This is a genomic window from Ahniella affigens (genome assembly GCF_003015185.1).
GTDB classification, from domain to species: Bacteria; Pseudomonadota; Gammaproteobacteria; order Xanthomonadales; family Ahniellaceae; genus Ahniella; species Ahniella affigens.
In genome coordinates this window covers 1,184,739-1,205,447 of sequence record NZ_CP027860.1, presented here as the reverse complement: position 1 = coordinate 1,205,447, position 20,709 = coordinate 1,184,739, and the positions used below count along the sequence as shown (strand labels likewise).

The window sequence follows — 20,709 nt, the reverse complement described above, 5'->3', positions numbered from 1 at the left end:
ATTCGGTCGAGAAAGGCCCAGAGGTATTGCGGAGTTGGTGCGTGTCCTGAATCCGCTCCACTAGGGAGGGTCTGAACAAGTCCCGCAATTTCTGGTTAGATACAGGTGTTGCGGCGAGGTTATTTCAGCATGGACCAGATGAGTTTCGGTGACGCGGAATATGCGGCTAAGAAGAAGCAGACGCGTCGGGAGGTATTCCTAGCCGAGATGGAGCAAGTCGTGCCGTGGGCAGCATTGCTGAAGGACATTGAGTCGGTTTATCCGGTCGCCGGTCGCGGCCGTCGCCCGTACCCCGTTGAAGTGATGCTCCGGGTTCACCTGATGCAGAACTGGTTTTGGTTGAGCGATCCGGCGATGGAAGAAGCGCTGTATGAGATCGTGTCGATTCGGAACTTTGCCGGTCTGACGCTGAGCGGCAGCATTCCAGACGAGACGACGATCCTGAACTTTCGGCGTCTGATTGAGACGAATGATTTGGCTTCGTCGATACTGGAGCGGATCAACGGTCATTTGTCGCGCAAGGGCTTGCTGCTGAAGCGTGGCACGATCGTCGATGCGACGATCATCGCGGCACCGAGTTCGACGAAGAACTCAGACGGTGAGCGGGATCCTGAGATGCACCAGACGAAGAAGGGCAACCAGTGGTACTTCGGCATGAAGGCGCATATTGGCGTGGATGCTGACAGTGGTCTGGTCCACACAGTGGTGACGTCGGCAGCCAATGATGCCGATGTTGATCACGTTGAAAGCCTGCTGCACGGCAAGGAAGAGACAGTATGGGCAGATGCGGGCTACCAGGGCGCCGACAAAAACATGCGCGAGAACCATCCGCGCAAGCAGCGCTTCCCTGAGTGGAGGATTGCGATGCGCCGAAGCGCGATCAAGGCGATGGAAGAAGGTCGGGCAAAGAGCAATATCGTGAAGATCGAGCGTAGGAAGGCGCAGGTTCGCGCGCGAGTCGAGCATGCGTTTCAGAAGGTGAAGTGCTTCTTTGGGTACAACAAGGCGCGCTTCAAGGGATTGGCCAAGAACACCAGTCACATCGTCACCCTGTTCGCGCTGGCCAATTTGCATCGTGTCAGAAAAGTGCTACTTGAAACTGCAGGGGAGTTGCGCCCGAAGTTCGCGAGCTGATCACGAAAGAGGGGCAAAGTAGCGCCAGAACCGCTTTCCCAAGTGAAGAACGATACCGATTAGGAAGGATACTTAACGGATCACCGACCGAAACCCGCCTGAGAATCCGGAGGACGGAATCCATCGCCAAAAACCGACTTGTTCAGACCCTCCCTAGGCAAGCCAAGCGCTGGAGGGACTGGTTCAGGTCCACACGGATCACGCGCTAATTCGAGCGGTACCTGGAGTTGGGCCGTTCGTGGCGGGCGTTCTGATTGCGAGCATTGGCAATGCTGCGCAGTTCCAGAACGGGCGACAGTTAGCCGCCTGGGCCAGCTTGGGTGCCACGCTGCCGTGGCAGCGTTGGCAAGAATGTGCTCGGCAAGATCACGAAGAATGGCGATCGCTCAGTCCGAACCGCCCTGATCCATGGCGCCCGAGCGATCTTCAATTGGCGGCATAAACACGACGATGCGATCCGGCGCTGGATCAGAGCAGTTGCGGCCCGACGTGGCAATAGTCGCGCGATCGTCGCCATCGCCAACAAGGTCGCCATAATCGTGTTCCGAATCCTGCACGATCATCTACCCTTCGAGCTCAACAAGGCGTTCGCTTAACTCATTCACCGACGGAGCGTGACTGACAGTGGTGAATCAAGGCCATGTCCGATGCCGAGCCTGTCGTGGAAAAGGTTCTAGCCAGGACCGTGTGCGTGTTTACGCAGCATTGGACTCCCGAATCTCACATTGGCGCGGCGATCAACCGTCACCAAGAGGCCGAATCGGTGACCGTGACCCCTTGCGCGCTGAACAGCGAATCTGCCGTCAAACCGAAACCAGATCAAAACCAAGGACCCCAACCTAACCACGACGATCAAGCCGTCAACGAATCACTGCATGCTGGTCGGCGGGCGACATAGGCGCCCGCTCATCGCCCAGCATGCTCCGCATCCATCAAGCCCCGGCGACACCGAGCCGGCAAGGGCGTTGCTCCTCGGAAACGCCGAAATCACAACAACGGAATCAAAATTCAGATCAAAAACCTCTTGAATAAACCGGGGCGTCCATCGATGTCCTGTATGGCCCTCGCGGAATAGGTGCCTGTCCAGTATCTGCGCATTTGATGTGTGTCCTGTATCTCCATGTGTCCCGTATCTCCATGTGTCCCGTATCTCCACGCACACCAAACAAGTCTCGTAATGCCACAATTTCTGCTCAAGTCTCACTTCGTCCGCTTTAGGAACAAAATGTCTTCATTTGATTAACTGCCTAGTGTAGTATGCGGCAAACTGACACTTGGGGTGGCAAATGGCATTGTTCAGCGAACGGGATGCGAGCCCACAAATCGTCTCAAGATGCTCGGATATTCTGGACAGATGGGCGGGTGAACTCCCATTCTCACCCATAAAGCACTTCAAATCAGACACCAAATTCGTATCTGCGCTGGAAGTCGCCTGTTACCGAACCGATGTCATTACACAGGTCGAAACGCGAAGATTTGTCAAGAAAGAAGTGCCCTATCGCGGCCAGGAAGTACCAACGTCCACTACGGAGACTAACGAAGCACAACTTTGGGGTCTGCCATTCCGGAATCATGCCGACTTCTCCAGTCATTTCGAGGAGATTGAACTGCCCGACACAAGATCTGTATCTAACTGCCCAAAATGCAGAGCGTCTGGCGTCGTAGACTGTGGAATTTGCAGTGCTTCTGGTTGGATCTCATGCGAGAACTGCCAAGCCAGTGGTCGAACAGGATGGACTAAGCACGATACATGTAAAGGTAGCGGTAGGGTCACAGTGAAGTATCTAAGCCCCACCGAGAAAATCTGTGAGTGTCAGGGGAAGGTAAAGGACTGTTCGCGCTGCAATGGCCGTCGCACGTATTTCGTTAACGAAAAGAAGGAAAGGGAGGAACTCTGCCACGGCTGCAACAACGGATTTCTGCGTTGCAGCGGCTGCCCTGAGCAGCTCGGACTTGTTCGGTGCGGGACATGCAACGGGCTTAAGAAGATCACCTGCCCAACCTGCAACGGTGAGCGACGCTTGATGACCTATTCGATCGCGGAACGCCAAGAGACACCGTTTCGGTCAAGCAGCAAGTACATACCTCAACGCTTGCCAACGTTTTCAAGGCGGAAAAATCCGCTTTCTGACTTCACTGGCACGCTAGTTCTTCGCCAAGACCAGCCTGCGGCGATTTCGCAGGTTCCCATTGATGAACCCAGACTTGCAGAGGTTCTGACCGCGCAGTTCCGTCAATGCGCGTCGAAGCACGAAGGAAAGATCATTCGGCAGTCTCATGAGGTCTACCAGGTGACTGTAGTCGAGTATCGCTATAAGTACCAAGGTCAGCAACATCTGATTTACGTGAATCCGTCGAACCGCCGCGTTGAAGAAATTGCGGGCCCTATTCGAAGTTTTATTAACGCGCTTGGGGCAACCGCTGAGTCTGCACTGGGCAGGGGGCAGTTCGAAGATGCATATAGGGCGATAGTCCGAGCGATCTGCATGGATGAAGCAACTAGCTATGAGAAGGGCATCAGAGATAGCATCGTTCGCGCACTATATTGGAGCTATGTCGTCTGGATCGGACTAGCGGCGGCTACTTTTTGCCTTGCGACATATGCAATCGGGCTCGCTCTTTCAAAGCCATTCGACTCGATTGCACTCGTTACTGGGATTCCGGGCGTACTCATGAGCGCGACCCTCATGGTCACCCATGCAGGGTTCCAGCTCACAGGCTTGAAGGAGCGAGTCATCACCTCGGTTGTCTTGGCTGGCATCGTTGCGGCGTGCGCTTGCACGTCTGCACTGCTGCAAGGAATTGCGCTGCACAAGTTGTCCGCTTGGTTCCCACAGCTTTTCCTCATCGCCACAATGGCTATAGCAGTTCTTGCAAGCACCTCTAAGCGGTCACGTGTGTCTCTTATTGAGCAGCACCTTTCAGCGTTTCCCTCGTTTTCGGATATAGAGACCTACATCATCTCTTTTGATCCTAGTGAGACGCGTGATCGCGAATACATAAAGATTGGTATTGCCGCACTTGTCACGACAATTGCTGTGTGTGTTGGGACTGCTGCATATGCGGCCAAGTACTAAGATGATGGCGTCGATGTCCCTCAGACAAGACACAGTAGGCAGCAACATGAAGACGGCACGAAAGCATCTCGCCGCGACTGATGAGGCCTTGTTGACCGGTCAGCGCGAACGCCAAAGACGACTAGTAGGGGCCTCTTGGCGCCCGTCGAGTCCGGTGCCACCTTCGAACAGGGCTCGGAGGCGGCGACCAAAAAGACGCGCATTGTGTACCTGACTTCAAGTAATACGTGACACCGTCCCTGCCAAGCCCAGTTTGCTCCGTCGCTCCGCTCATCCAGCCTGCTATGGCTTCGTTTAACGACAGCGCCAGCGGCGCGCCAATCTCGCGGTAGTGTGACCAGTTACGATCCGGGGGAAGGCCTATGGGTTCTCCCGACTTCGCTTCGCGCGCTTGTTGCAGAAGCTCATCACGGTAGGGGTGATTACGTCGGAAATAGTTCAAGTAGTACTTGCCATCGTGCATCGCCAACAAGATTTGTCTGCGTTCCGTCGAGCGAACCGTCCACGACAAGCCGAGCATTGGCGTTCCCTGCATCTCTTCAACCGACAGCAGTGATTTGGCAATACCCGGTTCACACGTCGTTAAACGTTCTTGATCGCCGGCTATGGCAGCTTGGCTCAGACACCAAGCCAGCAGCGACATTATCCAATTTCCGTTCACCATACGTCTCCAAAGTCTGCTTTCGATGGGCAAGGTACAGTCGAGCGGGCACGCGCCCAAGTAGCGTCTACATTCACCTCGCGGCGCGGATCGTCTGAGATCGCCCGGCAAGCACGAAGTTCCGCACGCGGTCGATGTCAGCCAGTCCGCTTCAAGATCGATGCGGGCCAACGCGAAGCAACCCGCGTGCGCGATCCGAGCAAATTCAACTACTCAAGGCAGCAGCGAGCTCGAATTGGTCTTGTTCAGTCGGCGGACGATGGCGGACACACACCAACTCAGAATTTCTGATGCGCTTTTCAGAAATCCGCCAATGCGCTTGACCCAAGGTCTGCACAAAATGCCACCAACTCACCGCCACGGAAGGCGCTCAAAATCGCCCAAACCCGCGAACGGACTGTTCCAACGAACTGCACGGTTTGCTATCACTGTGTCAGCCGCTGTGTCTGGCGTGCTTGGCTGTGGCGCGTTCATCCCTTTACCGGCGTCAACGACGAGTATTGCCGGGAATTGATCAAAACGCGCCTCTTGATGTTCGCGGAGGTCTACTCGGTCGCGATCTACGGCTACGCGGTGATGATCAATCATGTGCACGTGGTGCTGAAGATTGACGCCGACGCCGCAGCGGATTGGTCGGACGAAGAGCTCGCCCGTCGCTGGTGTCAGGCGTTCCCCGGTTCTGCCGAACCAGAATCTCAGACTAGCCGTATCGCGAACATTGCCGCGGCGCCGGAGTTGGTTGCGAAATATCGGGACCGACTTCGAGACTTGAGTTGGTTCATGAAGAGCTTGGCCGAACCGATCGCAAGGCAAGCCAACAAAGAAGACGGCTGCACCGGTCGATTCTGGGAGGGGCGTTTCAAGGCGCAATCGCTGGTTGATGAGCGGGCGCTATCGGCAGCCATGGTGTATGCCGATCTGAACCCTATTCGAGCCAAGATGACAACCGATCTCCCAGGCTCGAACCACACCAGCGCGCAGCGCCGGATCTTGCAGATCAAGACACAAGCACCACTGGCCGAGCAACCGCTTGGCGTGGTCGCCGGCATCAAGCAGGAAGGCTTGAGCCTATCCAACCAGAGCTACCTCACCTTGGCGAACTTTACCGGCCGGCACTGGCATCAAGGCAAGCCTGGGCGGACTTCGGATGGGGTCAGATTAATTCTGGAGGCGCTCAAGATTGCCCCAGAACAATGGGATCAGCAACTGCGTGGATTCGACGAACGACGCGTGACGGCACTCGGCGCACTAGATCGCCTGATTCAGTTCGCTACAGAAACTGGTCGGCGCTGGTTGATTGGTTACCAGTTGGCTAGGAAGGCGTATCACACGGCGATGGCGCTCTGAAACGTGCGGCGCACGAGCCGGCGTTGCAAAGATCTCGCCCTGTGATTGCTTGGCCGAGCCAAGAAAGTATCTGAGGTCACGCCGCTGACGCTGAAGATAGTGGCAACTCTCTGCCAATTGGCGCCGTTAAGTCGCGATTCGGTCGCGACCTGGGCTCCGATCAGATGCCAAACCACGCATTCACTGGATCGCAGAGCCCACTGGTATTAACCACCATTTCCTAGCGGATCACACACGCCGGTGGCCCACCGGCTTTCAATCGTCATGTACACAGAACACCAAGCAACTTGGCCCCAGGCAAGCGGGTAGCGGCGTCAAGCCTCTTGAATTGGTACGCTGGGATTCCGTAAGTCCGGCCGAACTGGCCGGTTTGATCCATTATCCTCGGCTCGCATCGGTGGTTCATGAGAACGTCATCGGAAGTGACGGAGTTGGTGCGTGTCCCTTATCCGTGCGTATCCGTGCAGCGTATCCCGCAGAGCCGCGATCGACAGACAGTCCAGCGTTATGGCGACAGAAGGCGAAACAACCGAACGCCGCGACGAGCGGGAAGCCGAATTGATTCCCCTTACGCAACCGACTGGGAAGGAGCAGAGAGCATGGCCACACCGAATTGTCATGCCCATTGCCACTCGGCTCGCGTTAGTGGCTGTTTGCAGTTCTAGTGACAATCCCGCAAGTCTCTGCGTGTCCGGTGTCTGCTCTCAGTAACTGATCTCTACGATGACGCGTGAAGGACTGGCGCCACATCTCGGTCATCTCCTCACAAGGCTCACAGATGCTTCTTAGATTGTGCATCGCCTTGGCACCCAGGCACGCCAAAGCTTTCCACAGACACGGCCCTCTGACGCTCTAAGGGTGTTTTCACCACGAATCGCCCGGTTTAGACCGAATTAAGTTGACAATGACTCGAAAACCCCTAAAGTTTGCTGCGGCACGATTCAGCCTTGAGAATGGGTACACATATTCCATCGAGGACTGAATCAGCAGCTTCACGACTTGGAGGGACATCGATGGAAAGCAAACTTACGCCCCTGCAGGGGCTGATTTTCCTTGCAATCTACGGCTTGCTAATGATCGGAGTAACCGTGTGGGTTGGGCGTCGGCAGAAGCAAAGCACGCCCGAATTCCTACTTGCGAGCCGAAACGTCGGAATACTAGCCGGCGCGATGTCAATCGCTGCCTCATGGATATGGGCCCCGGCTCTATTTGTCTCTTCTCAGAAAGCATTTGAGCAGGGTTTGCCTGGTGCCTTCTGGTTCATCTTCCCAAACCTTGCAGCTCTCCTATTGTTCGCCCCGGTCGCTTTGCGTGCACGAAGGTTGCTCCCTAACGGCTACACGCTGCCACAGTATATTCGAATGCGGCACGGACGCGGCGTTCATATCCTTTATTTGATCCAGTTCTTTGGACTTCAAATTTGCTCGTTCGCAGTACAGATTCTAGCAGGTTCAACACTTATCCAAAGCATTACTGGATTGCCGTTCATGGCGGTGGCGACATGCCTCGTCGTAATTGTACTTACATACTCTCTGATGGGAGGCCTTCGAGCGTCGGTTTCAACCGACCTCGTCCAGATGATCCTCATTCTACTTATCTGCGCCATAACAGTGCCTTGGGCGGTAGTAGAGGCAGGCGGCATACAAACTGTTGCCAAGGGCCTCGGCGGCGTGACGGGCACATTCACAAACGTACTTGACCCATGGGTCGCCTATTCATTTGGTATATCTACAACGATTGGTCTCCTCTCAGGGCCGATCGGTGACCAGATGCATTGGCAGCGCGCGTATGCATTGAAGCGCGATTCAGATGTAGTGAAGACCTTCGTACTGGCGGCATTCCTATTCATCCTAGTTCCATTGAGTCTTTCATTTCTCGGATTTCTTGCCGCAGCAGAAGTCGCCAATGGTACCTTGGCGATCGACAACACCCAGATAGTCGGCGCTTCAACAGTTTCTCATCTCCTTCCAGACTTCATGCTCATAGTATTTGCCGTAATGCTCTTGGCAGGACTGTGCTCAACGCTTGATTCGATTCTCTGCGCGTTCTCTGCGCTTACGGTTGCCGACGTCTTCGGGGGCAAGTTGTCGCCAAGGGATCTTGACAATGATTCAGGTTTGGAGCGAGTTAGGCTGGCGCGCGGGTCGATGCTCTTTGCTGCGCTTATGGGCTTGTCCATAGCAAGTATTCCTGGGCTCCAGATTATTCATCTCTTCTTGTTTTATGGGACCCTTCGTGCGTCAACTCTCATTCCGAGCGTACTCACGCTATTTTGGCCAGGCCTAAAGTCGCGTGCCGTATTTCTTGCTGTACTGGGATCAATGATTTTTGGAGCCCCTCTCATGGCAGCGGGAACATATCTGAAAAGTCCACACTTAAGCGTTGCTGGCAGCTTGGCAGTCGTCGTCATAGGACTCACAGTCTCAGTCGTCGGGAGTAGGTTCTACTCTAAATCGAACACGACAGCTTCGGGGCTCTGAATCTATGAGCAACGAACTGCGCATCTTGCATATTTCTGATTTGCACTCAGCTCAACGCTTTAGCGAGTCCGGAACAAAAGCCCATCGAGACCAACAGGGATCTTGGCGCTATTTACTAGAGCAGTTGCTAGACTCGCTAAGGCAAATGGAGAACGGTGATTCACAAACATTCGATCTGTTGGTAATCAGTGGCGACATTACGGATCGCGGCCAGAACGACGAGTTCCAGGACTTCGCGGATCACTTCCTCCGACCATTGCTGAGTGGGAAGAGTTTCCGTTACGCGGTAGTAGTCCCGGGCAACCACGACGTGAATTGGAGTATCGTTCGCGAGAATTGCCAAACTGGAAAAGTGGGCCGGTCGCCATTGGGTGGCTTCAAGATGGCAATCTCCGACGGGAACTTTCCTGGCGTCAATGCCTTCTATTCGGCTCCTACCACCCCCGGCCAGCCGCCCGTGACGTTGAAGATTCCCATTGGAGAACACACATGCCAGATTGTCCCGTTCAACTCAGTTAACCTCAGCGGAATTCCGAATCCTGACGTGTTGAAAGTTCTGCTGCACAGCGACAACAAGAGTGAAAATCGTAACAAGGGCGCGCGCTCCAACAAGAAGGAGATATCGCAAACTAAAGCGAGCGAGGTTCCGGCAATCGATCCTGCAGTAATCGCAGCTGAGGACCTCACCAACTGCAGAAGCGTGTTGAGCTCACTCACTTCGCATGACACGCAGACATTCAGAATCGCAGTCGTTCACCACAATCCAATTCCTTTCGCTCATGAAGCAGAGGACGCAAAACCATATCGGTTTCTGAACGATGGAGCGTTTAACGACTTCTTACTCGAGAACAACTTTCGCCTTGTTCTTCACGGCCATCAGCATCAGAGTCGGCTTGTGACACTTTCTGATCACAGCCGCCGAGATGGGGCGGCGTCAGTTGGGGTTGACGACAGCTTCATGTGCTTGGGAGCACCTGCATTTGGGGCGCGCCATACGCCTGGAAATGAGATCGGATTCAATATCATAACCTTGAACTTTGACGTGCCAGGCTGGTCTAACGCGCTTATAAAGCAGGTCAGTAGATTTGACCACCCAGGCCAGGGATTGTCTCGCCCAACGTACAGGGACATTCGCCAGTTGATCCCAATTGGAAAGCAGTCGCTTAAACAACGCGAAATTCACAACAAAGTCTCTGACATTCTCTTGCGGAACGATACTTTTGAGGTTGAACGTCTAGAGAGGTTTATCGATGCTCAAGGTGACAGCGAAGTGAGCTTTTTTGAGCGTGTCCGGGAAATTCATAGCAACTTGCAGAACATTCGTGCGATGTACTCTCTCAGTGTCTTTCCACCCGAGCTTTGGAGCGAGAAAAGACTTGCAGAGTTCTTTCTCCCTGAGGCAAGGAGAAACATCGGCAGGGCTGCAGCGTTAGCTAAGAGCATTGAGTCTGAGCTTGTTCTAAATAATGAAGGCGTGAAGAGAGTTGTCCGGGAGGCAGTCCCCAATCTGCATTTTCACTTTTCTGAGCCGCTCCACGGCGCGATTCAGAATGCACTTAGAATCTCAAAGACGTTGGGAGTTGTCTCTCGCCTCAGGAACGCAAGAGATCACGAACTCACAAGACTCGGCAAACGTGAGCGCTCGTTCTTCGATCGTAATGTAGGTAGAGGAACTCTTCGCAATACGTCGCACATAGACCGATCGGACTCTTTAAGCCTGTGGGACAATGTTCCGATTGTTGACGGTGTTGATCTTGAAGACTCTCGCCAACCCAATATCAATGACATTGATGCGGTTGAGCGAGCGCTCTTCTCGCCGTCTAACACCATCTTTGAAGAGGGAATGCGTGTATCAATATCAACCTTTCCCTGGGTACCGCAAAAAACTGTACGTCCCAATGAACGACATTTCATTGCAAATAGCTTGATGGAGTTCCCCCGCATTCTACTTTGGGACGACCGAGAGTTTGAGAAGAGGACTTCACTGGAGTGCATTGAGTTCCACGAAAACTGCGGTTTCCCCCTATTCTGGATGTGCCCAGACACTCTTCTTGGCCGAACAGGCCTCGGGAGAAGAGATATTGGACACTTTACGGTTTTCGCAAAGGTTAGGGGCGAATCCGATGAGAGGATTCGTGCACAGGAAGACGTATGGAATGACAAGTTCGGAAATGAGCCCGCAGATTGGCGGGGACATTTAGGGGCATCGAAAATCGAATGGCTCTGGGGAATCGATGCGTACCCAAGGCACCTGGGCCCCGGAGATGGGCTAGTGGACGAGTTTGTCCACTTGCTTAGAAGGCCGGATATCATGTTTGCTGCGGATGCGTGGGCGATGTGGCAGCTGGGTGATCAGGCCTGGAAGAACCTAAAGAGTGAGCTAGCGAACCAGCGTTTAGCTGATTGGCTGCTTAAGGTTTTTTGACGCGTTCAGATAGACTACTTGCGACATGAAGATCATTTCAAACCCAAATCAAGGCGACTCAATCGACGCTCGGGATACTATGTATCCATCGTCACTGGTCGTAGTCTCGGGAAAGAAACTATTTGAGAGCGTATCGGACACTCTTTATGGGGTAGTCTTGAGCGGTCGGGCTCAGGTGGTTGGACGGCGGTTTCAATTCGGCGCGACTGTCGGCGGGTATTTCTGCGCGACAGGTGGCGTAACTGTCGAGGCGGACGGATTGGTGGTCCTGATTGAGCGCTTGGGGTTTCGTGGAATCACGAGTGCCGGCATCATGGAAGAACGCGGCCGCCTAACTTACATTGATGGATGCACAAGCACGATATTGGTTGCGCCTCCCCGTCTCGGCGACCCAGTTCTGAATCATCTGCACTTTCCTGCCGAAGTACGCCAAACCGAGCATGTACATCCCAGCATACGACTTGGAGTCGTGACGAAGGGCTCCGGGGTTGCGATTGGATCGAATCCTTCAGGTGGGGCAAAGTGGGAGGAGCGCCTCTACGAAGGTTCTGTATTCATGATCCCGGCGCAGGAACGCCATGCATTCCACACGATTGGGAGTACCGGCGGCATGGATATCGTCTCATATCACCCTGAGTCAGATTGGGGACCAACCGATTCGATACATCCCATGCTAACCAGAACATATGCTTCAAGTCATGGGCATTAGAAGAAGTGCGCTCTGTCAAGCTTTCTTGTTCTATGCTCAAGTGCCGACACCATCTTAGACCCCACGTCAGACTAGTTGTCGGATCGCACATAACCTGTGGCTTCCACATACTGAAAACGTTGCTGAGGTAGGCGTTGGTACATTCCGACGTACCGTTCGCGCGCTGCTGCTGTCATCACCTCTATGTCCCTCGGCATCAATACGACTTCACGATTCATATCCAAGGTTATTGCGGCAAGTGGGCCCGCAAACAACGCGGGCCTGCAGTCGGCATCCGTTGCCAAGAAACCTGAAACGCACACGCGCTACCTATCACTCACCTTGTCACTATGCGCCAGCCAATGCGCGAGAGGAACGGTCGGATTGCCTGGTGTCGGCACCAACTTGACTCCAGCTGCCGTAGCCCAAGCCATCGGAACAAGCAGGGTGAAGATCAGCAAATTATTGAAGCAGTCAATTGCTCTCATATTCGTACTCGTGATGAAAGTTGCCTGATTGTTGGTGTCCAGAATCTGCTGTACGCGCCGCCCCCTACGTCAGACTAGTTGTCGCCTCGATAGAATTCCCAACCCCTGGGGCGATAGGAAGATGAGCAGTGGCCAGATACGGACAAGGATTCAAAGACAGAGCAGTGGCCAGATTGTTGCCGCCGGAGAGCAGTTCGATTGAGGTGGTTTCGGAGGCGGTCGGCGTGTCGGTTTCGACACTTGAGCGGTGGTTGAAGGACGCGCAAGCGAAACCGGCGATGGTGCGCTCGTGGACGGCTGCAGCGAGGTTGGAAGCCGTGATCGTGACGGCAGCGATGAATGAAGCCGACAAGGCGGCTTGGTGCCGGTCTCAGGGCGTGTATGTGACGGATCTGGAGCAGTGGCGCAGCAATGCGATGACGGCGTTGGCATCGCCTGATGAAGCGCGAGCGAGCCCACAAGCGACGCGCGCGGACCGGAAGCGGATCAAGGAGCTTGAGCGAGATCTGGCGCGGAAGGAACGCGCACTGGCGGAGACAGCGGCGTTACTGGTGCTATCAAAAAAAGTGGCGGCGATCTTCAACAAGGGCGAGGTCGAATGATCGACTTCGAGGATCGCCAAGCCCTGGTCCAGGACATTCAGGCAGCGCACACGAAAGGCGCTCGTTTGCATGCTGTCTGCGAGATCGTTGGAATCGACATCCGAACGCTGCAGCGTTGGAAGAAGATGCGGCCAAACAGCGATGTGCCGATCCCCGCGGATGGCCGCATCAACGCAGAACGGCCGACGCTGCCTCAGGCATTGACGGCTGATCAGCGCGAGTTGGTGCTGCGCGTCGCCAATGAGCCGCGGTTCGCTGATCTACCACCCGCGCGCATCGTGCCTCAGTTGGCGGACGAAGGCGTGTACGTGGCCAGCGAGTCGACGTTCTACCGCGTCTTGCATGCGCATCAGCAAATGGCACATCGGGGCCGAGCCAAGGCGTCGTCGCCACGTCGCCCACCAACCACGCACATCGCCACGGCACCAGGCCAAGTTTGGTGCTGGGACATGACCTATTTGCCGGCCGATGTCCAAGGCCAGTGGTTCTACCTGTATCTGATCCTGGATCTTTACAGCCGCAAAATTGTAGGCTGGGAAGTGCATGCCAACGATGACGCCGACTACGCCGCACATCTGGTTCGACGGACTGCCTTGGCTGAAGGCATCGCAACACACACCACCAAGCCGGTCTTGCATGGCGATAATGGTTCGACGCTAAAAGCGACCACGGTCTTGGCCATGCTGCAATGGCTTGGCGTGAAACCCTCGTACTCGCGCCCGCGCGTGAGCGACGACAACGCCTTTGTCGAGTCACTGTTCCGCACCGCCAAGTACCGTCCAGAGTTCCCAAGCAAGGGCGTCGCAAACCTTGAGGAAGCGCGCGCCTGGGCAAGTCAGTTCGTGCGCTGGTACAACCACGATCACCGCCACAGCGGCATCCGCTATGTCACCCCGGCACAGCGCCACGCTGGCGAAGATGTAACCATTCTTGCGGCACGCAAAGAGGTCTACGAACAGGCCAAACGCTCGAATCCGGCGCGCTGGTCCGGCAATACACGGGACTGGTCGCACATCAGCAAAGTCGCGCTGAATCCCGAACGCGATGCGAAGGTGCCGGCGCTATCGCAAAGCCAAGCAGCACAGCGGGCAGCAGCATGAAGACGGCATCAATGCGTCTCGCCGCGAACAATGACGCCGTGCTCACCAGTCAGCGCGAGCGCCAGAGGCGACTAAAAGGGCGCCTTCTAGCGCCCGTCGACTCTGGTGCCCAGTTCGAACGCGGCTCGGAGGTGCGGCCGGCTACAAGAGCCTAAACACGAAGTGCCGAAGTAACGACGCGACAACTACCTTGACATGCACCGCCGCCGACCAACCGGCTTTGAAACGTTCGGGAGAAGGTACACCAAGCAACCCGGCCCCATAAAAGCGGGCAGCGGCGTCGAACCCCGTGAGTTGGCCAACTGGATTGGCGTGAGCTTGGTCGCCTGGCTGTTTCATCGATTGACGCTCGGCTCGTATCGGAGGTCCATGAGAGCCTGCTCAGAACTCCCGGATCTGGTGCGTGTCTTGTATCAAGCGATCGACTTCTTCCGTGCCTGCGAGATTTCGCGCCTTGCTGACACAGAATACTGTGGCGAAGATCGCTGCGAGCACGCTCGCGACCAAAGTATCAATAGTACCGAGAACTATCGAACCCCATACGATGAAGTTGTTGGCACTCAGAGCACGGAGACAAAGCATGAAAACGCTTCAGACAATCTCGTTATTGCTACTTTTGGGCGGATGCGCTCGACTGCCGCCGGTTGACATCGCGAGCCCGGAATCAGGCCGAGAACGCGTGATCGTTACTGATATCGACGGCACGCTCACACCGCGAAACACCAAAATTCATACTGCGCGACCAGGTGCGGCAGCAGTACTGTCCAAGTACCACGAAAAGGGCTTTTCAATCATTTACGTCACTGCCCGCCACCCGCTGTTTCAATGGGGACTGCAAGAATGGCTCGACAAGAGCGGATTTCCGCCTGGAGCCTTGCACATCGCTCCGAACGCTAAAGACCGAAAGCATGTTGCACAATACAAATCGTCAGTGCTTAAAGAGTACTCGCTGTCTGGCTGGAAGTTGAGCTACGCCTTCGGAGACTCAGATACTGATTTTCTCGCCTACCAACTTGCAGGCATACCTAAGGATCAAGTGATCGCGTTACAACGTGAGGGCGCGTCATCTTGCCAGGCTGGCTGCTATGCGGTGTGTGTAAAGAGTTGGATCGAGCTCGAAAACAGGAACGAACTCGATTTACAGGACTAAGGAGGGTCTGAACAAGTCGGTTTTTGGCGATGGATTCCGTCCTCCGGATTCTCAGGCGGGTTTCGGTCGGTGATCCGTTAAGTATCCTTCCTAATCGGTATCGTTCTTCACTTGGGAAAGCGGTTCTGGCGCTACTTTGCCCCTCTTTCGTGATCAGCTCGCGAACTTCGGGCGCAACTCCCCTGCAGTTTCAAGTAGCACTTTTCTGACACGATGCAAATTGGCCAGCGCGAACAGGGTGACGATGTGACTGGTGTTCTTGGCCAATCCCTTGAAGCGCGCCTTGTTGTACCCAAAGAAGCACTTCACCTTCTGAAACGCATGCTCGACTCGCGCGCGAACCTGCGCCTTCCTACGCTCGATCTTCACGATATTGCTCTTTGCCCGACCTTCTTCCATCGCCTTGATCGCGCTTCGGCGCATCGCAATCCTCCACTCAGGGAAGCGCTGCTTGCGCGGATGGTTCTCGCGCATGTTTTTGTCGGCGCCCTGGTAGCCCGCATCTGCCCATACTGTCTCTTCCTTGCCGTGCAGCAGGCTTTCAACGTGATCAACATCGGCATCATTGGCTGCCGACGTCACCACTGTGTGGACCAGACCACTGTCAGCATCCACGCCAATATGCGCCTTCATGCCGAAGTACCACTGGTTGCCCTTCTTCGTCTGGTGCATCTCAGGATCCCGCTCACCGTCTGAGTTCTTCGTCGAACTCGGTGCCGCGATGATCGTCGCATCGACGATCGTGCCACGCTTCAGCAGCAAGCCCTTGCGCGACAAATGACCGTTGATCCGCTCCAGTATCGACGAAGCCAAATCATTCGTCTCAATCAGACGCCGAAAGTTCAGGATCGTCGTCTCGTCTGGAATGCTGCCGCTCAGCGTCAGACCGGCAAAGTTCCGAATCGACACGATCTCATACAGCGCTTCTTCCATCGCCGGATCGCTCAACCAAAACCAGTTCTGCATCAGGTGAACCCGGAGCATCACTTCAACGGGGTACGGGCGACGGCCGCGACCGGCGACCGGATAAACCGACTCAATGTCCTTCAGCAATGCTGCCCACGGCACGACTTGCTCCATCTCGGCTAGGAATACCTCCCGACGCGTCTGCTTCTTCTTAGCCGCATATTCCGCGTCACCGAAACTCATCTGGTCCATGCTGAAATAACCTCGCCGCAACACCTGTATCTAACCAGAAATTGCGGGACTTGTTCAGACCCTCCCTAATTGTGGTGATCACGGATACATACCAAATCACACGAAACTCTGAATTGCCGGGATTCCAGCAAGCAGGCGTGCCTCAATAGGCACTACGTGCCGCGCATCAGAACGCCATGAGTTCCTGCGTGTCCAGTATCTCCCGCTTTTCGCCCGAATCGGGTTCAAGTCTGTGTAGACCATTGCTGCCAACAACGCGCGCTCATCCGCTAAGGCCTGGGCTTTGAATCGGCCTTCCCAGAACCGTCCGGTACAGTCGTCTTCCCGGTTGGCCTGACGCGCAACCGGCTCGGCGAGGCTGCGCATAAACCAACTTAAACTGCGCATGCGATCCCGATAGATTGCCACCCGCTCCAGTGCCGCAGCAATGTTGGCGATACGTGCCTGTTGTGCCCCCGGATCGTCGGAACCCGGGAACACCAGGCACCAGCGTCGAGCCACTTCTTCATGCGACCAATCCTGCGCGGCCACCGCATCGACCTTCTCCACCACATGCAGATGATTGCTCATGACGGCATAGGCGTAGATCGAGACTGAATAGGCCTCGGCCAGCGCCAGCAGCCGGTCTTCAACCCACTGGCGGCGGTAGCCGTAATTCTTGTCGTTGACCTTGTCGTAGCCACATAGCCAGTCCCGCCGGACACAGCGACTGACGCAGTGGTAATAGCCTGAGCAGTTGGTCGGAGCGGTTCGTTCGCGCGCTTGTGGCATGGTGATCGCCTTCCTTGGCGGGGAGTTCAGATGATCTTGCCATTACGCAAGACCCAGCGCACTGGCTGGAATCTGAGATTGGGGTCAGAAATTTCTGAATTCATGGGTGTCCGCTAGACTTCGTACATCTGACCTCCGACCGCGATGAAAGTGAATTGCTCGGATGATGCTTTCAAGGGCTTCATTGTAGCGAGACAAATCCGCGCTGCGCCTAGAGGATAGGGCTGCTGGAAGCGCAAGTGGTTGTTGACTCCGAACCAATACAGGCAACAGAATTCTCGAAGCGGACCGAATCTCACGCGTTTGTATCACGTTTATCTCGTGCTCAACCCATCTTGACTTGAGGCTCGTTTCTGAGAGCAAAACAACCATGAAGTCACACTGGTCCAGCGCTCTGTTAACTTCTCCTAGGACATTATCGCCAATGTGAATTTCATGTTCGTCAAGCCAAACATCGAAACGACGATTTTGCATGTCCGCGGCAAGTCTACGCGCAACTACCCTGTCTTTTGATTCATACGAGATCATTACTTTGTCAGCGACTCTTGAAACGCCATTTACTTTCGCTGAATTGATACACGGACTAGCGATCCCTGCCTCTGGTGCTGTCGAAAGAACTCTAAGACGCCCATAACCGCGCCCTTTTCTCCCGCCAATCCCATGATCTTCAAGTTTTCTCAAACCATGCCCGACAATGGCTGCCATAGAGCCCAAGTCTGCACTGAGACTGGGATACTCAGCTGACTTGGTACTACCGAACTCTGGAATACCTCGAAATTCAGGATCAAAGTAGCTTACCTCGAACGCCAATATCGACGATCGAAGTATATATTCAGTCTCAAAAAGTGCTCCAGGCTTCGGAATCTCAGACCCTCCGCCTATGGCAACAGATGACGAACGGCCACTTGCTTGTTTAGCAAGACTTTGAAATGACGCTTCATCCAGAGATATCAGCTTGTTTGTTGCGTCGCGAAGATCCGGGTGAAAATCCCACAAAACGCCTTCGATACTTCCACGAAAACACGATGGAGGTTCCTCGAATCTGGAAACTAGTCCGCAAACAAACTCTAGCTCTGAAGGTTTGACAGAATCGGTGCATTCCCAGCCACCATGACGCAGGCAATCTTTGGGCGCAATTCCGGCGCCGGCAAGCCGCGTCCCACTCGAAACCAACACTACGCCCGTGGGCGTTCGGATCGGCACAGCTACCAGAGTCGCAGAACTGAATCGAACCAAACTAGAAGAGCTTCCTGTCGAGTGATAGTTCGCATATCCGAAAATAGCGCACGAGGCGCATCTATGGGGCTGCGGGCAGTTCCATCCCTTCCCATCGCATCCAGCGACGCCGTAGTCGGCAGAAATCAGCGAGCGGACGCAACCCTTTAGCGACGAAACTGGGATGATCGGGAGGCCATCGACATCTCTCGCAATTCCTCGTTTTCTGCTGACCCTAGTTTCGTCGTAGTCCCGTCGGTAAAGGCCGTCCCCAATGTGGATGGGATCAAGAGCCAAAGCGATGAAGGATTGTGATAAAAGCTTCATACGGTTACCGGGCTAGTTATCGGACACTCGACAGCGACACTAATCTGCGCACTAATGCATAGTCATGGTAAGGCACCGCTTAGATGCCCGGTTCAATGTCAGCTTCTCCCTCAGACCACGAAACAGGTCTCCCGCTCGCTACGACGTCTCAACGCAAGCGCGAAGAAGTCAGCAAGCACAAGCCCCAATGCTCCGAGTACTAGTATGTCGACCACATCGTGATCCTGAACGGCTTGGGAGATCGAACGGAGGATTCAAGAAGTCGCAACATGCGGTGATTCATGAATGTCTACTGCCGAGTGCCCAGATCCGAATGTGCTTCAACGTGATGCCAGTTGTCAAGCCGATAGGTTGGCAATGGCGAAGATTCAACAGATCAAATGCTCTCTGTCCTATTTTCAAAAATCGGTCAATGTAACGAACCGCTACTTTCGCTACAGGCCGGGCCGCCAAAAAACTTACCTCAGCGGGGCCTTCAAGCCGAACGCTCGGTGCGGTCGGCTGTAGTTGTAGAAGCGGATCGAATCGGCGACAGTGCGAAGCGCGTGTTCTCGGCTTTCGAGCAAGTGCGGGTGGGTGCAATTTGCTTTTGGGTGTTCGGATCGCACGCTCAAGTATGCAGTTCTGTCGCAGGCAGTCCAACAGTAAGCGCGAACCCGCCGAAGAGGGGATTGGTGGACATCCATGTATTGCGCCAGTCCGGCTTGGCGCGGTGATTCTCCCGCTATCGGACTTACAGTGATCAGACTTGCGATTGAGTCTGCAGTGCGCGTTTGCTAGAGGCGGCGAAGTCGCTCCAGATTTGGGTTACAGCGCTATGCCCCACACACAGCTACCAGCGACGGAGGACTTGACGATTGCTATCCGAAAGGCCTGCGAGAACGCAACAGCGCTCAGCGCGCTCCAATTGGAGGTTGCGTAGACGATCGAGCTGAGGTCGGTGTGGGTCAGACCGCAATAGCTCGCCAATAGGCCTGACGCGCCAGTTCATACCCCACCAGCCAGCGTCGCTGTGTGTCGCGCGCGAACTGGACCAGTCGGTCCAACGCGCCCATCGCGGTGACGCGGCTCTTCCCGAAGCCACGGACTTGGTCATGCCATTGCTTCGGGTCGATCTTGAGTTCAGCCAGGATGGATCGCGTGCTGGCGGCAATTCGGCCAGACTTGCCTCGGTGCCACTGTCGGCCGGTGTCGTCCACGAGTTGCAGATAGGCTTTGTTGCTGAGACTCAGCGCCTCCTGCGGCATGCCGGCGACCGGCCGAACAGGTTCGAATCGCAGCAGCTCTTTTGCCCGAATCTTGACGATGCGTTGGTGAACGCCGGTGTGCTTCGATTCGGTGATTTTTGCAGTCATCTTCGCTCGAATCGGGTTCAAGTCGGTGTAGACCATGGCCGCCAACAACGCGCGTTCGTCAACCAACGCCTGGGCTTTGAATCGGCCTTCCCAGAACCGCCCGGTGCAGTCGTCTTCCCGGTTGGCCTGACGGGCAATCGGCTCGGCGAGGCTGCGCATAAACCAGCTTAAACTGCGCAGCCGATCCCGATACGTCGCCACCCGCTCTGGTGCTGCAGCAATATTGGAGATACGCGCCTGTTGCGCCTCCGGATCGTCGGAACCCGGAAACACTTTGCACCAGCGCCGAGCCACCTCTTCATCCGACCAATCCTGCGCGGCCACTGCATCGATCTTCACCACCACATGCAGATGATTGCTCATGACGGCATAGGCGTAGATCGAGACTGAATAAGCCTCGGCCAGCACCATCAGCCGGTCCTCAACCCACTGGCGGCGGTAGTCGTAATTCTTGTCGTTGACCTTGTCATAGCCACAGAGCCAAGCCCGCCGGACACAGCGACTGACGCAGTGGTAGTAGCCCGAGCAGTTGCTCGGAACGGTTCGTTCGCGCGCTTGCGGCATGGTGATCGCCATCCTTGGCGGGGAGTAGCAGTGATCTTGCCATTCCCAAAGGCCCGGCGCATTGGCTGAAATCTGATATTGGGGTCAGAAATTTCTGAATTGTTGGGTGTCCGCTATAGGCTGATTCAAAAGACCCGGAGCATTGGCAGAAATCTGAGATTGGGGTC

12 protein-coding genes and 1 pseudogene are annotated in these 20,709 nt (G+C 55.1%); 8 read left to right on the top strand and 5 right to left on the bottom strand.

Annotation, left to right across the window (positions count from 1 at the left end; genetic code table 11):
- The first annotated feature begins 129 nt into the window (after nucleotides 1-129).
- From C7S18_RS04520 to C7S18_RS04475, 7 genes and pseudogenes are all read left to right on the top strand, one after another.
- A complete protein-coding gene (locus C7S18_RS04520; RefSeq protein WP_106890423.1) occupies nucleotides 130-1,134 on the top strand; it encodes an IS5 family transposase in 1,005 nt (334 codons plus the stop codon).
- A 320-nt stretch (nucleotides 1,135-1,454) separates the two neighbouring features.
- The gene (locus C7S18_RS24825; protein WP_240623979.1) at nucleotides 1,455-1,730 is read left to right on the top strand and encodes a hypothetical protein; all 276 of its coding nucleotides are present in this window, start codon (nucleotides 1,455-1,457) and stop codon (nucleotides 1,728-1,730) included.
- Nucleotides 1,731-3,158: 1,428 nt separating this feature from the next.
- The gene (locus C7S18_RS04500) at nucleotides 3,159-4,211 is read left to right on the top strand and encodes a hypothetical protein (RefSeq protein WP_106890429.1); all 1,053 of its coding nucleotides are present in this window, start codon (nucleotides 3,159-3,161) and stop codon (nucleotides 4,209-4,211) included.
- 1,192 nt (nucleotides 4,212-5,403) lie between these two features.
- Nucleotides 5,404-6,219: a transposase gene (locus C7S18_RS04495; protein ID WP_106890428.1), complete on the top strand. Its 816-nt coding sequence runs from the start codon at nucleotides 5,404-5,406 to the stop codon at nucleotides 6,217-6,219.
- 1,013 nt (nucleotides 6,220-7,232) lie between these two features.
- A complete protein-coding gene (locus C7S18_RS04490) occupies nucleotides 7,233-8,699 on the top strand; it encodes a sodium:solute symporter family transporter (RefSeq protein ID WP_170113106.1) in 1,467 nt (488 codons plus the stop codon).
- Nucleotides 8,700-8,703: 4 nt separating this feature from the next.
- Nucleotides 8,704-11,124: a metallophosphoesterase family protein gene (locus tag C7S18_RS04485; protein ID WP_106890426.1), complete on the top strand. Its 2,421-nt coding sequence runs from the start codon at nucleotides 8,704-8,706 to the stop codon at nucleotides 11,122-11,124.
- Between the two features lie 1,304 nt (nucleotides 11,125-12,428).
- Nucleotides 12,429-14,002, top strand: a pseudogene (locus C7S18_RS04475) (IS3 family transposase).
- A 381-nt stretch (nucleotides 14,003-14,383) separates the two neighbouring features.
- Here the strand turns inward: C7S18_RS04475 and C7S18_RS24405 are convergent.
- The gene (locus tag C7S18_RS24405; RefSeq protein WP_170113105.1) at nucleotides 14,384-14,584 is read right to left on the bottom strand and encodes a hypothetical protein; all 201 of its coding nucleotides are present in this window, start codon (nucleotides 14,582-14,584) and stop codon (nucleotides 14,384-14,386) included.
- Here C7S18_RS24405 and C7S18_RS04470 point away from each other — a divergent pair.
- Entirely contained in the window at nucleotides 14,583-15,152 is a 570-nt protein-coding gene (locus C7S18_RS04470; RefSeq protein WP_170113104.1) for an LNS2 domain-containing protein, read from the top strand. The two genes, C7S18_RS24405 and C7S18_RS04470, sit on opposite strands and share 2 nt — an antisense overlap.
- Before the next feature lie 153 nt (nucleotides 15,153-15,305).
- Here C7S18_RS04470 and C7S18_RS04465 read toward each other — a convergent pair whose 3' ends face one another.
- The 4 genes from C7S18_RS04465 to C7S18_RS04450 form a co-directional block, all read right to left on the bottom strand.
- Nucleotides 15,306-16,310, bottom strand: coding sequence for an IS5 family transposase (locus C7S18_RS04465; protein WP_106890423.1), 1,005 nt, complete (start codon nucleotides 16,308-16,310; stop codon nucleotides 15,306-15,308).
- Nucleotides 16,311-16,406: 96 nt separating this feature from the next.
- Nucleotides 16,407-17,081, bottom strand: coding sequence for a hypothetical protein (locus tag C7S18_RS04460; RefSeq protein WP_106890422.1), 675 nt, complete (start codon nucleotides 17,079-17,081; stop codon nucleotides 16,407-16,409).
- An 84-nt stretch (nucleotides 17,082-17,165) separates the two neighbouring features.
- A complete protein-coding gene (locus tag C7S18_RS04455) occupies nucleotides 17,166-18,623 on the bottom strand; it encodes a TIR domain-containing protein (protein ID WP_106890421.1) in 1,458 nt (485 codons plus the stop codon).
- Nucleotides 18,624-19,570: 947 nt separating this feature from the next.
- The gene (locus C7S18_RS04450) at nucleotides 19,571-20,542 is read right to left on the bottom strand and encodes a transposase (protein WP_146151754.1); all 972 of its coding nucleotides are present in this window, start codon (nucleotides 20,540-20,542) and stop codon (nucleotides 19,571-19,573) included.
- Nucleotides 20,543-20,709: the final 167 nt, after the last annotated feature.